The sequence below is a fragment of the uncultured Microbulbifer sp. genome (assembly GCF_947489355.1).
In the GTDB taxonomy this organism is placed as follows: Bacteria; Pseudomonadota; Gammaproteobacteria; order Pseudomonadales; family Cellvibrionaceae; genus Microbulbifer.
In genome coordinates, this window is record NZ_CANLDD010000028.1 from 11,486 (window position 1) to 25,407 (window position 13,922).

Consider the following 13,922-nt stretch of genomic DNA (forward strand, 5'->3'; position numbering starts at 1 on the left):
AGGCGGTGATAGTGGAATGGATTTTATCGGTAGTGTGTGATGGCAAAGTCTCACACAAAAAATGCAGGAAAAATTCTGGCAATTTCAGCGCAAACTGCAACAACCTTCTAAATTATCAGCAGAACAGATCATTGTTTTGTGAAAAAAACTGTCGGGGAAATACGGTTCTCAGAACGAAAAAGCGGCCCAAAATGGCCGCATAAAAAAATTTTAATCTTTTTTATTGGCCAAATATAGCCAGGTGTCCACAGCGGTATCGGGGTTCAGGGAAATACTGTCTATCCCTTCGTCCACCAGCCAGCGTGCGAAGTCTTTGTGATCGGACGGGCCTTGCCCGCAAATTCCCACATATTTCCCGGCTTTCTTGCAAACCTGTATGGCGCGGGACAACAATACCTTGACCGCGGGGTTGCGTTCATCGAACAGGTCCGCCACCAGACCGGAATCCCGATCAATCCCCAATGTCAACTGGGTCAGATCATTGGAACCGATGGAGAAACCATCAAAGTGCTGTAGGAACTCCTCCGCCAACAGGGCATTGGAGGGCAATTCGCACATCATCATCACTCGCAGACCGCCTTCGCCACGGCGCAGGCCATTCTCCGCGAGTAGGCCGATGACCTCCTTTGCCTCCTCGGGCGTACGCACGAAAGGTACCATGATTTCCACATTGGTCAGGCCCATTTCGTCGCGGACTTTTTTCAGAGCACGACACTCCAGTGCAAAGCACTGGGAGAAGTCCTTGGAACGGTAGCGCGCAGCACCGCGAAAGCCCAGCATCGGGTTTTCTTCGCTGGGTTCATACAGCTGCCCTCCCACCAGGTGGGCGTATTCATTGGATTTGAAGTCCGACAGACGCACGATCACGCGATTGGGTGCAAAGGCCGCAGCCAGAGTGGCAATCCCTTCCACCAGTTTCTCCACGATAAAGTCCTTCGGGGATGGGTAGCCACCGATGCGCTCACGGATTTTTATTTGCAGATCCTGCGGCAGACTGTCCAGCTCCAGCAGCGCTTTCGGATGAATACCGATCATACGGTTCAGAATAAACTCAAGGCGCGCCAGACCGACACCCCGGTTGGGTACGCGACTGAAGGCAAAGGCACGATCCGGATTGCCCACGTTAAGCATAATTTTAAAGGGCAACTTGGGCATATCTCTGACTTCGGCCTCTTCACGCTCAAAGTCCAACTCACCGGACATGACAAAGCCGGTATCCCCCTCAGCACAAGACACAGTGACCGGAGTCCCGTTTTCTAAGATCTCAGTGGCATTGCGGCAGCCCACCACCGCTGGAATACCCAGCTCCCGCGCCAGAATCGCCGCGTGGCAGGTGCGGCCACCGCGATTGGTCACGATGGCACCCGCCTTTTTCAGTATCGGCTCCCAGTCCGGATCGGTCATATCGGTCACCAGGACTTCACCGTCCTGCATCTCCGCCATCGCCTTGGCAGAATTGAGTTTGCGCACGCGCCCGGTACCAATACGCTGGCCGATGGCACGGCCTTCGCACAGCACTTCACCGCGCTCTTGCAGGCTGTAGCGCTCAATGCTGGTGCCCTGGTCGCGGGAGCGCACTGTTTCCGGACGCGCCTGAAGGATAAACAGCTTGCCGCTATCCCCGTCTTTGGCCCACTCAATATCCATAGGGCGACCATAGTGCTGCTCAATCTTGCGGGCCTGCAGCGCCAGGCTGGTCAGCTCCTCATCATTGAGGGAGAAACGCTGGCAATCCTCTTGTGCCACCTGAACCGTCTGCACCGAATGGCCGAACTCACCACGCTCGCCATAGACCATTTTGATCGCCTTACTACCCCGGTTGCGGCGCAAAATCGCCGGACGACCCGCATCCAGTGCGGGCTTATAGAGATAGAATTCATCGGGGTTTACCGCACCCTGTACCACAGTTTCCCCCAGGCCAAATGCCGCGGTAATAAAAATTACATCGCGGAAACCACTCTCGGTATCCAGAGTAAACATAACACCAGCGGAGCCGGTTTCACTGCGCACCATATGCTGGATACCCGCACAAAGCGCCACCCCCACATTCCCATATCCGGTGTGCTCCCGATAGGCGATGGCGCGGTCGTTATACAGGGAGGCAAATACCCCTTTCACCGCCTGCAGCACCGACTCGACACCGCGGATATTCAGGAATGATTCCTGCTGACCGGCAAAAGAGGCGTCCGGCAGGTCCTCCGCAGTGGCCGAAGAGCGCACCGCAACGGCGGTCCCGCCACCGCCCAGGCCCTCATAGCCTGCGCGGATTTCCTTCTCCAGTTGCGCGGGGAGCGGCGTTTGCAAAATCCAGTTGCGGATCTCCTCACCAACCCGAGCAAGGGCAGTGACATCGCTGACATCCAGCCCCTTCAGGCGCTCGGCAATACGCTGTGCCAACTGCCCCTGGGCAAGGAAAGCCCGGTAAGCTTCCGCGCTAGTGGCAAAGCCCCCCGGTACACTGACACCGGCACCGGTGAGCGACGTAATCATCTCACCGAGCGATGCGTTTTTGCCGCCGACCTTGTCGACATCATCCATACCCAGTTTTGCGAAGTCGATGGTGAAGTTCGTCAAGTGAAGGCCCTCTAAAATCCGGTGTCAGTGGCGGCTGATTATAAGGATGCGGCTTGTAAAAAATAGCCCGGAAACAGCAGCGGACTTGTTGTAAAATTTCTACAGAAATATGTGCAACCTGAAAATAAAAGCCCCTTGGCAGCACGCCTCTCATTATACTAACGCCCCTGAACCTGAACCCCCGCAACAACCAGAGAAGAGATGTGGCAAAAGACAAGCGCACCGCCTTTTTTATGTCCGATGGAACCGGGCTCACCGTGGAGGCCATTGGCCACAGCCTGCTGGCGCAGTTTCAGGACCAGCATCTCGAACAGGTCACGCTGCCCTATATCGACTCCGCCGGTAAGGTACAGCAGGCTCTTCAGCGCATAGAAAAGGCCGCCAGCGAATCGGGTTTACAGCCCATCATCATCACCAGCATCGTATCCGACCAGATTCGCCAACAGCTACACCAGAGCCCGGCCCTGATGCTGGATATCTTCGAAAACTATCTGACGCCTCTTGCCGGTCTATTCAACCGGGACCCCGCCCAGACGGTCAACGTCTCGCGCGGAATCGCCGACAATCACCGCTACAGCGACCGTATCAATGCAGTACACTTTGCCATGGACAACGACGACGGGCGCCGCACCAGCGGATTCGAGCAGGCGGATGTGGTACTCCTCGGTGTCTCCCGCACCGGCAAGACCCCCACCTGCCTGTACCTGGCCCTGCAATTCGGCCTGCGTGCAGCCAACTACCCAATTACCGAAGAGGATATGGATTCCACCAATCTACCGCGAATACTACTCCCCTACCGCCACAAACTATTCGGACTGACCATAGATCCGACCCGGCTGATGCAGATTAGGCAGGAAAGACGCGCCAATAGCCGCTACGCTTCTAAGGAGCAGTGTGATTTTGAGGTGCGCCAGGTTGAACAGATGCTGAAGCGGGCCCAGGTGCCCTTCCTCGATGCCACACAACTCTCGGTGGAAGAGCTTGCCACCCGCCTCATGTCTCAGGCCGGCATTGAACGAAGAATTGACTAAAGTGCCGCCCGGCCTTTTCTAGCCGCCGCAAACTGTGTAGTGTGCGCCGTCTGACGGAAGGCCGTGTTGTAAAATGAAAATTGTCTCCCTGCCCTACTCGCTTAACTCCGCAGCCGCTTTCGGCGCAGTGGCCGATCTGCCGGCACCGGTCTGGCTCGACAGTGGCCGGCCACTCAGCTGCGGCGGTCGCTTTGATATTATCAGCGCCGACCCACTGAACACCCTGGTACTGAGTGCCGACAGCCCGAGGCCATTTACCCAGGTGGATGACCTGATACGCGAACTCTGCCCACAGGACAGAAGCTCGCAACTGCCGTTTTGTGGCGGAGCCATCGGCTACGCCGGCTATGAACTGGGGGTGGAGGGCAACTATCTGCCGGCAGATCCCCGCTCAACCGATCTGCCCGCAGGTTTTTTCGGACTTTACTGTTGGGCTTTTATTGCGGATCACCAGTTGGGCAGCAGCCACCTGATATTCCACCCCGCCTGCCCGCCCCGGCAGGTGCGAGAGTTGATCGGCCGGTTTGAATCCGTACAGTGGCAAAAGCCCCCGGCGCCCGGCGAATTCCGCCTGCTGGAACCCTTCGAACACGAACTCAGCGCCGCGGATTACCACGCGCGCATCGAACGGATTCTGGCGTATATCGCTGCCGGCGACGTGTATCAGGCGAATTTTACCCAACGTTTCTGCGCTCCCTACGAGGGCGACCTCTTCAGCGCTTACCTTGCCCTGCGCAAGCGGGCTGCAGGGCCTTTTTCAGCCTATATGGCGCTGCCCCAGGGCAGCCTGCTGAGCATGTCACCGGAGCGCTTTATTCGCGCCGATGGCTGCAGCCTGCGCAGCGAACCCATCAAAGGCACTGCCGCCAGGGCGGCCGATGCGCCCCGGGATCAGCAGGCGGCCTCAGCTCTGCAGAAGAGCCCGAAGGACCGCGCTGAGAACCTGATGATTGTGGACTTGCTGCGCAACGATTTCAGCAAGCGGTGCCGTAGTGGCAGCGTGCGCGTGCCCGAGCTGTTTCAGCTGGCCAGCTTCGCCAATGTGCACCACTTGGTCAGTGTTGTTACCGGAGAAATGCCTGAAGACACCGCTTACAGCGAGCTGCTGGCCGCCTGTTTTCCCGGTGGTTCCATCACCGGGGCGCCGAAACGGCGCTCTATGGAAGTGATCCGCGAACTGGAGTCAAGCCCGAGGGGTATCTACTGCGGCAGTATCGGTTATATCAGCAGCTGTGGTCGTGCCGACACCAACATTGCCATCCGCACCTTTAGCGCCAGCAAAGGCCGTATGACCTGCGCGGCAGGCGGTGGTATTGTTGCTGATTCCGAGCCGGCAGCCGAACACCGGGAGTGCCTCGCCAAGGTGCACCTGCTGCTGGAGACCACTGAGCAGTTTCTCAGCTGACACAGCGGGACCGCTTCGCGTTCGCGGCCAGGGCCTGCCTCTCCTTTGGACAACCCGCTTTTTTAGGATGCCGTCACAGCGTTTGGTTATAAAAATATCAGAGATTGATATTTCATTATTATTAAGCATGCTGATAAATTCCATGCCAATAGTGCCCTTTGGCCTTGAACTCACATCAGGGAATTTATCGTGAAAATCACACTGGTCAAAAAAGTGCTCGCCGACGGCTCTCTCTGCAGAAAATGCCGCGACGTACAGGCACGACTGGAAGAAAAAGGGCAGCTCAGTCGGATTGACCGGACGCTGATCGCAGATGTACGCGACCCCCAAAGTGCCGGCATTAAAATCGCCCGGCAGTACAAAGTGGAGCGCACCCCCTTCTTTATTGTGGAGCGGGAAGGTCGAGAGGCAGAGATCTATACGATTTACGCCAAGTTTGCCAAAGAGGTTTTGCAGCCAGCGGGCCAGATCGAGCCCTGCTAGGTTCCACTCTTTTCACCCCCCGATTGCGAGCCCACTCAATAGACCGGCAGTTCCAGGCTCGAAAAGAGGGCGTCCACCTCTGCGCGGGAAGTGGCGTGCGCGGCCTGCTCTACCAGCTCGCGGGTGAGATGCGGGGCAAACTGCTGAATAAAATCAAACATAAAGCCGCGCAGGAAAATCCCCTTGCGAAAACCGATTTTTGTCACACTGGGCTCGAAAAGCCTGCTCGCATCCAGCGCCACCAAATCCTCATCCTCACCGTCCACGGCCATATCCGCGACAATGCCTATACCCAGGCCAAGACGTACATAAGTCTTGATGACATCCGCATCTGCAGCGGTGAAAACCACTTTCGGGGACAACCCTTTTTCCATAAAGGCCTCATCCAATTTGGAGCGACCGGTAAAGCCAAAGACATAGGTCACAATAGGGTATTTGGCGACATCATCCAGTTCCAACTGGTCAACCTGGCACAGAGGGTGCCCTTTGGGCACCAGCACACAGCGATTCCAGCGGTATACCGGCATCATGACCAGGTCACTGAACAATTCCAGCGCTTCGGTAGCGATGGCAAAATCCGCCGTGCCGTCCGCGGCCATCTCTGAGATTTGCATCGGCGTACCCTGGTGCATGTGCAGTGACACCTCCGGATAGCGGGAGATAAACAACTTGATCACCGGTGGCAGTGCGTAACGGGCCTGGGTGTGGGTGGTGGCAACGGCAAGGTTGCCTTTTTTGTCGTTGTTGAACTCCTGGGCAACCTGCTTGATATTCTCCACCTTGCGCATAATCTCGCCGGCAGTCTTGAGGATGGCTTCACCAGCGGGTGTCACCCGTGTGAGGTGCTTGCCGCTCCGGGCGAATATTTCTACGCCAAGTTCATCTTCAAGTAAGCGGATTTGCTTACTGATTCCCGGTTGGGACGTGTAGAGGCTCTGCGCTGTAGCAGAAACATTGAGCTCATGATGCGCCACTTCCCAGATATATCGCAACTGCTGCAGCTTCATAGGTCCTCCCTGAGTGATCAATCACCCCGCCCCTAGGCGAGCGCCACGTTGACAGATAAATTGTTTGTTATAAAGAACATCAAAAATTATGCGCAAAAAGAATAGCAGTGAAACCCACCCCAGACCAACTGACGGATGAATATCCAGTGTAGAGAGGCGGGTGTCAATCGGATTTGGGAAATCCGTACCATTCTGTGGGGCTGCTGCGCTCAGGCTTCGATATTGGCAATGCCATGGGGGACATGGCCTGTAGCCACATGCTCAGCGGCTGAAGCACAGTGGGCGGGCTGGTCGTCAAAAAAGACATCAGCGCCAAAAGCGCGCAGAAACGCGCCCTTGGGTAACCCTCCTAGAAATACGGACTCATCCACACGTATGTCCCAGGCTCGCAGTGTGCGGATTACCCGCTCGTGCGCCGGTGCTGACCTCGCCGTGACAAGCGCGGTGCGGAGAGGGCAGGCATCGGGCTCGAACTCCGCCTGCAATTTGTGCAATGCTTCCAGAAACCCTTTGAAGGGGCCGCCACCCAGCGGTTTCTGTGCCGAAGCACGCTCCACCTCGGTGAAAGCAGCAAGCCCGTCGCGCTTGTAAACCTGCTCCGCTTCGTCAGAGAAAATGACCGCATCACCGTCAAAAGCAAACCGTAACACGTCTTCCTGCTGCTCATGGCCGCCGCCAGCCACCAGGGTGGCCGCAGCCACACCCTGCTCCAGAGCGCGCCTGACATCCAGCCCATCCGCAGACAGAAACAAATCACAGCCGAAAGGGCCAATATAGCGGTAGGGACTCTCGCCATTACAAAAAGCTGCGCGGGTAATGTCCAGTCCATAGTGTTCAATAGAGTTAAAAATACGCAGGCCGGTATCGGCACTGTTGCGCGAAAGCAGGATCACTTCCACACGGGGCTCGCCGCCTAGCAGCTTATTGATCTTGAGGAATTTCTGCACCAGTGGAAAAGCGTCGCCCTTTTCCAGGATGTCATTCTCTCGCTCAACCTGGTAACTGGAAAACGCATTCAATCCCTGCTCTTCAAACACCCGGTGGCTGTCGTTGAGGTTAAACAACGCCCGGGAAGAGATTGCAATGACCAGCTTGTCCGGCAGGGTGCTCATCTGTGCGCCCTCACAACAGACGGCGCCTCGGACCAGCGGCACATCGTCGCTGCCATTGGCGACAGCCCACACTGCACCAGGCACCCGGTCAACTGGGGGGCCGCCAACCTGGCAATGCTGGCAATGCTGGCAATGCTGGCAATGCTGGCAAGCCACGACCTGACAGAGGCACAGAAGTTGGGTTCACCATACGTCAAAGGCCGCCTGGCAATAGAGAAATTCTGCCGAAGTTCTCCGCGTGTGCGGGCCCACCCAGGTCCACACCGGGATATAGGCTGACTTTTGCGCTTTCGCCCGTTGATGTTGGACAAGATCGGTCCTCCGGTAATGGCTGGGGGTACTTTATCATCAAACTGCCCTCCCCTCTCATCGTGAGGGCGCGTTCACTGCAGACCGGGAGATTGACAAGCGAGGCCAGCCTGCACCGAAATTTCTGCCTTGGGCTGGCTCTGTCAGGCTGCGGCATCCAAGACTAACTTTGATGCTGTTTGCCAATCCAAAATACGGTGTAGCAATGGTCATATATTGGCATGATAGAGGCAGTCTCACCGGTCAATGTGCCACATTAAAGTGTTCACCGTCACTGGCTTCGGGCTGCGTGGGGTAGGCCCTAATATCCAAATAACCCTGCAAGGCCTGTTGGTATTTCAAAGATAAACGGCCTAACAGGTTGCTGAAAATTGTTTTTTCAACAGCCTACTAAAGGTTATGAAAGACCGCTTTGGCTTATTGGGCAACTTATTCGTATAAGCACCCGACTCCAAGCCCCATGGCACCCGAAAGCCCCTGGGGATCAACGGCCGAATCGATCCAGCAGGCTGTGATAGAGCATTCCCAGCACCAGGCAGGGCCAGCGCAGCAGCGTTCCCCCCGGAAAACTGTGCGCAGGTAAACTCGCTAGAATATCAAAGTGCTCTTCTGTGCCGGCGATCACATCCGCAAGCAGTTTTCCGGCAAAAGTCGCTGTGGGGACACCGTGGCCTGAATAGCCCTGACTGTAAAAAACATTTGGCGCTAGCCTGCCTAAATTGGGCAAACGATTCAGGGTGATGGCGAGGGTACCTCCCCAAGCGTAGTCAATCCGTATATTGGCTAACTGGGGATAGACGCGCAGCATATACTTGCGTACAAAGCCAGATATATCCTTGGGAAACTGAGTAGTGTAGTTTTCCCCCCCGCCAAAAATCAGGCGGTTATCACCGGATAATTTCCAGTAATTGATAACAAAGAGCGTGTCCTGCACAGCGTAATCATTGGTGATCAACGCTTTGCCCAATGACACCGGTAGTGGCTCTGTGGCAAGTATAAAATTATTTATCGGCATTATCCTGCCGGCCAGGCGCGGCTCAAGTTTGCCGAGATAGCCATTGCAGGCCAGCACAATATTGCGCGCTCTAACCCGCCCATTTACCGTTTCTACTTCGCAGGGGCTCCCGCCCCGATAACGCAATACCCGACTGTGCTCATAGAGGTCAACACCGTTAGCAGCACAGGCCCGTGCCAAGCCCAGGGCATAATTCAGGGGATGGAGGTGCAAAGAGCCACAATCCAGCTGTCCACCCAAATAGCGCTTAGACCCAATAAGAGCGCGAACTTCCTGCGCATTCGCATAGCGAATTCGAGTGTAACCGTAACGCTCCTGCAACAAATCCACGTCGCTGCGCAGATGATTGTCATGGCTGGGCTTGGCCGCCAGGTGCATAATACCGCGCTTCAGGTCACAGCGGATACTGTGCTTTTTGATCAGGTGTTCAACCAGCTGTACCGCCTCGACACTGAATTGCCACAATGTGTTTGCCATAGCCTTGCCGAGCATTTTCTCCAGGTCAGCCTGGCTTCGGCGCTGGCCCACACCGACATGGCCGCCATTGCGGCCTGAAGCCCCCCAGCCGACCTGCTGCGCCTCCACAACTGCAACCTTGTAGCCCCGCTCGGCCAGGTGCAACGCTGTGGAAAGCCCGGTGTACCCGGCGCCAACCACACAGATATCCACAGAAACAGCACCTGTCAACTGGGGAAAAGACGGTGCGACATTTGCGCTTGCCGCATAGTAGGAATCTGTGTGCCCCTGTAACCTTTTCATTTCCTGCCGAACTTTAAAAAGTACCAACGCGCCTATTCATGCCAAAATCGAATCATTGACCAAACAATATTGAATGGTGATACGCATTTTTACCTTCATCAAAATACGTATGTCGCCCTATACAGCTGGTGACAACCGCCGCCGCATTTACGCTTGGGCAACCTGCGAGGCAGCACCCACAGACCGGGACCCCAAAGTATACTAAAGCAATACCGCAGGCTGGAGCATGAACTCAAAGGAACTCCATGAACGAAATCAAGCGTTGGCTCGCCGAGCATAAAATTGTCGAAGTGGAGTGCCTGATACCGGACATGTCGGGCAATGCCAGAGGTAAATTCACTCCCACAGACAAGTTCCTGACCCAGGACAGCCGCCTGCCGGAAAGTATTCTGGTGCAAACCGTCACCGGTGGCTCCGTGGATGAGCACAATACACTGGTGGACCCGGCGGATAGCGATATGCTGTTGGTACCCGATCCCCATTCCGTCCGCCTTAACCCCTGGGCCAACGACCCTACTGCGCAAATTGTACATGACTGCTATACGCGTGATGGTCGACTGCATCCCATCAGCACGCGCAATATTCTCAAATTTATTTTAGAAAAATATCTGGCAAGGGGCTGGAAACCGGTCGTGGCACCGGAAGTGGAATTTTATCTGGTTAAGCGCAACCTGAACCCGGATGAAAAACTAACCGCCCCCGTTGGTCGCTCCGGACGCACTGAAAAAAACCGGCAGCCCTATAGCATTGATGCGGCGAATGAATATGAACCCATCATTGAGGATATGTACGTTTTCTGTGAAGCACAGGGTTTGGATGTGGACACACTGATCCACGAATCGGGTACCGCGCAGATGGAAATCAACTTCCTGCATGGTGACCCGCTAAAAATTGCCGACCAGGTTTTCACTTTTAAGCGCACCGTGCGTGAGACCGCTCTACGCCATGGCATTTACGCAACCTTTATGGCAAAACCCATGGAGGACGAACCCGGCAGCGCACTACACCTCCATCAAAGTGTTGTCAGCGTAAAAACCGGGGAGAATATTTTTGTCGATAATCTCGGAAAAGAAAATGATACTTTCCTGCATTTTATTGGCGGCATGCAAAAATATATCCCTGGATTTATCAGCTTTTTTGCCCCCAACGTCAATTCCTACCGACGCTTTATTCCGGAAATGGCAGCTCCGATCAGTTTACACTGGGGATATGACAACCGCACCACGGGCCTTCGTGTACCCGATAGCACACCACAAGGAAAAAGACTGGAAAATCGCTTCCCCGGTGCCGACTGCAATCCCTATCTCGCAATTGCGGCATCCCTTGCCTGCGGCTATCTGGGCATGATCAATAAAGTGGCACCGAGTGCACCGTATCAGGGCGACTGCTCAAGAGAGCCCATCACTCTCCCCCGCACACAAGAACACGCACTCAACCTCTTGTTGGAATGCAAGGAAGCCGCTGAAATTTTTGGCAGCAAGTTCGTAAAAGCATGGAGTGCCATTAAGCGCGACGAATATGAAGAATTCAATAGGGTTATCAGTTCCTGGGAGAGAGAGTTCCTCCTTCTTAACGTGTAAACGTCCCTAACGAATCATCTCGAACTTTTCTGAAAATAATTAATTAACTGGCGTACCGTTTAAACAATATCCGCCCCCACTCAACCAATAAATTACCCGGCAGGATATTAACTCCTGATTTGTGACTACTTGGGCAAAACTATCGAAAACAATTAAAATAAAAGGATTTGCCATGAATTTTTTGTTGCCAGCATATGTATGCAAGGTACTCTCTCTATACCCGAAAATATCGGGCACCCGGTTTGAGAAAGCGTGCGTCAATACCGCTCATGCGGCCCTACCCCCTTGACGCCCGGCCACCTTCTGACGTCTTACCAAACATGAAGACCGGACTGTACCTGCCGGATTTTCCACACATCCTCACAAGGGAGGATTTCCGGTGCCGGGCTTCCGGTTTCGTATAAGAAAGCAATTAAAGGGAAAGCTAGCAATGAAGCATTTAGTAGGAGTTACCTGCACTTTAGCCATGGCTATTAGTGCCCAGGCCGCCGAGCGCGTCCCCGCCACTGTGGATATGCTCTCGCCCCAGGCATTAACCGCCATTGCCGGGTCTGATATCGGGCTTAAAAAAGTGCGTGAACGCACTCTGAGCAATGGCAGAACTGTCGCCCGATATCAGCAGACTCACAAGGGAATTCCCATTTGGGGTCAAACAGTAACCAGCTCTGGACAGGGACTGATCACCGAAGTGCACGGCAATGTGCTCACTGGCCTGGCTCTGGAAGTCCCCAATGTTCGCGCTTCCATTGATAGCAACAATGCGCTTGAACGCGCAATGAACCACCAAATCACCATGCGCACCCAGCAGGGCCTGGTGCAGGGCGCACTTTCCCTGCCCGCGCTCAAGCTGGAAGCCAAGAACCCAAAGAAAGAACTCTATATCTATATCAATGAAGAAGATGAGGCCCGCTTGGCTTATCTGGTCAACTGGGTGGAGTACGGCGATAAGCCCACCCGCCCCTTCTACTTTATCGATGCCATGACCGGCGAAGTCATCCAGCACTGGGACGGCCTGAACTTCCAGCAGTACCAGGATGCCACTGGCCCCGGCGGCAACCAGAAAACCGGCCGCTACGAGTATGGTACTGACTTCCCGTCCTTTGTAGTGGACGGAAACTGCCGCATGAATAATCCCAATGTCGAAACGGTAGATATGAATCACGGGACCAGTGGCGGTGATATTCACCAGTTTGTCTGTCCTTACAATGACTATAAACCGATCAATGGCGCTTATGCACCGCTGAACGATGCCCATTTCTTTGGCGGCGTGGTCTTCGATCTGTACAGTGACTGGTACAACACCTCCCCTCTCACCCAGAAGCTGCGGATGCGGGTGCATTACGGCAACAACTTTGAAAACGCCTTCTGGGACGGCAGTCAAATGACCTTCGGCGATGGTCGCAATACCTTCTATCCCCTGGTCAGCCTGGATGTTTCCGCCCACGAAGTGAGCCACGGTTTCACCCAGCAAAATTCCGACCTCCGCTACAGTGGTCAGTCCGGCGGCATCAACGAGGCGTTTTCGGATATCGCCGGTGAAGCGGCTGAATTTTATTTGCGCGATAGTAACGATTGGTTGGTTGGTGCTGAGATTTTCAAATCCAATGGCGCACTGCGCTACTTTGAAGATCCAACCCGTGATGGCCGCTCTATCGGCCACGCCAGTGACTATGTCGATGGGATGGATGTCCACTTCAGCTCCGGTGTCTTTAACCGTGCCTTCTACCTGATTTCCAATACCAACGGCTGGACCACTCGTACCGCCTTTGACACTTTTGTGCTTGCCAACCAGATGTACTGGAACCAAAACTCAAATTTCGTTGATGGCGCCTGTGGCGTGGTCTCGGCAACCGAAGACCTCGGTTACGACGTATCGGCGGTCACGGCGGCCTTCGACACGGTGGGCGTCTCCACCAGCGACTGTAGTGGTACCGAACCCCCGACCGGTGGTGAGCTGGAGAACGGCGTCCCCGAAGAGAATTTGTCGGGCAACACCGGCCAGGAAATCCACTATACCCTGGCAGTCCCGGCAGGCGCGACCGACCTGAGTTTCGCCATGTCTGGCGGAACGGGTGATGCCGACCTGTATGTCCGCTTCGGCGCCGCCCCCACGACTTCCACCTACGACTGCCGCCCCTACACCCCTGGCAACAACGAAACCTGCCCCGTTTCCAATGTCCAGGAAGGCACCTACTATGTGATGGTCCGCGCTTACACCTCCTTCACCGGCGTCAACCTGGTAGGCAACTACGCCGGCAGCAGCGGAAGCGGCTGGGAGGAAACCGACCTGTCCGGCTCCCAGCGTGGCTGGCAGCACTTCACACTGGAGGTGGCCAGTGGCATGTCTTCTCTTACCGCGACAATGTCCGGCGGCAGCGGCGACAGTGACCTCTACGTGCGTTACGGCTCCGCCCCCACCCGCGACACCTGGGATTGCCGTCCCTACAAATGGGGTAACGATGAAAGCTGTAGTATCGACAATCCTCAGGCGGGTACCTGGCATGTCAGTATCCGGGGCTACTCCTCCTACTCAGACGTAACCTTGAGTGCTCAAGCGGAGTAAGCACAGGCACTGAACCAATGTATCGGCGACCGGCCCAGAGCAATTAACGGAGTACCCATCGCTACCCCCGCACTGGGGTTAGAT

General features: G+C 55.2%; 9 protein-coding genes. 5 read left to right on the forward strand and 4 right to left on the reverse strand.

The window, feature by feature from the left end; all coding sequences use genetic code 11:
- Nucleotides 1-210: 210 nt before the first annotated feature.
- Nucleotides 211-2,574, reverse strand: a complete 2,364-nt coding sequence (ppsA, locus tag Q1A48_RS12290) for a phosphoenolpyruvate synthase (protein ID WP_299945190.1) — start codon at nucleotides 2,572-2,574, stop codon at nucleotides 211-213.
- Between the two features lie 203 nt (nucleotides 2,575-2,777).
- Here ppsA and Q1A48_RS12295 point away from each other — a divergent pair, with 203 nt between their 5' ends.
- The 3 genes from Q1A48_RS12295 to Q1A48_RS12305 all read left to right on the forward strand — a co-directional run bounded on the left by Q1A48_RS12295 (nucleotide 2,778) and on the right by Q1A48_RS12305 (nucleotide 5,493).
- Complete coding sequence (locus tag Q1A48_RS12295; RefSeq protein WP_299945193.1) at nucleotides 2,778-3,605, forward strand: pyruvate, water dikinase regulatory protein; 828 nt, start codon at nucleotides 2,778-2,780, stop codon at nucleotides 3,603-3,605.
- Between the two features lie 73 nt (nucleotides 3,606-3,678).
- Nucleotides 3,679-5,010, forward strand: coding sequence for an aminodeoxychorismate synthase component I (gene pabB, locus Q1A48_RS12300; RefSeq protein ID WP_299945195.1), 1,332 nt, complete (start codon nucleotides 3,679-3,681; stop codon nucleotides 5,008-5,010).
- A 189-nt stretch (nucleotides 5,011-5,199) separates the two neighbouring features.
- Nucleotides 5,200-5,493, forward strand: a complete 294-nt coding sequence (locus Q1A48_RS12305; protein WP_299945197.1) for a hypothetical protein — start codon at nucleotides 5,200-5,202, stop codon at nucleotides 5,491-5,493.
- 35 nt (nucleotides 5,494-5,528) lie between these two features.
- Here Q1A48_RS12305 and cysB read toward each other — a convergent pair whose 3' ends face one another.
- The 3 genes from cysB to Q1A48_RS12320 all read right to left on the reverse strand — a co-directional run bounded on the left by cysB (nucleotide 5,529) and on the right by Q1A48_RS12320 (nucleotide 9,695).
- A complete protein-coding gene (gene cysB, locus Q1A48_RS12310; protein ID WP_299945199.1) occupies nucleotides 5,529-6,500 on the reverse strand; it encodes an HTH-type transcriptional regulator CysB in 972 nt (323 codons plus the stop codon).
- Between the two features lie 209 nt (nucleotides 6,501-6,709).
- A complete protein-coding gene (locus Q1A48_RS12315; RefSeq protein WP_299945271.1) occupies nucleotides 6,710-7,612 on the reverse strand; it encodes a 5'-nucleotidase in 903 nt (300 codons plus the stop codon).
- 793 nt (nucleotides 7,613-8,405) lie between these two features.
- Nucleotides 8,406-9,695, reverse strand: a complete 1,290-nt coding sequence (locus Q1A48_RS12320) for an FAD-binding oxidoreductase (protein ID WP_299945202.1) — start codon at nucleotides 9,693-9,695, stop codon at nucleotides 8,406-8,408.
- A gap of 245 nt (nucleotides 9,696-9,940) precedes the next feature.
- Between Q1A48_RS12320 and Q1A48_RS12325 the strand changes: the two genes are divergently transcribed.
- Nucleotides 9,941-11,275 carry a glutamine synthetase family protein gene (locus tag Q1A48_RS12325; protein ID WP_299945204.1) on the forward strand — a complete coding sequence of 445 codons (1,335 nt, stop codon included), beginning with the start codon at nucleotides 9,941-9,943 and terminating at the stop codon, nucleotides 11,273-11,275.
- A 430-nt stretch (nucleotides 11,276-11,705) separates the two neighbouring features.
- A complete protein-coding gene (locus Q1A48_RS12330) occupies nucleotides 11,706-13,838 on the forward strand; it encodes a M4 family metallopeptidase (protein WP_299945207.1) in 2,133 nt (710 codons plus the stop codon).
- Nucleotides 13,839-13,922 lie beyond the last annotated feature (84 nt).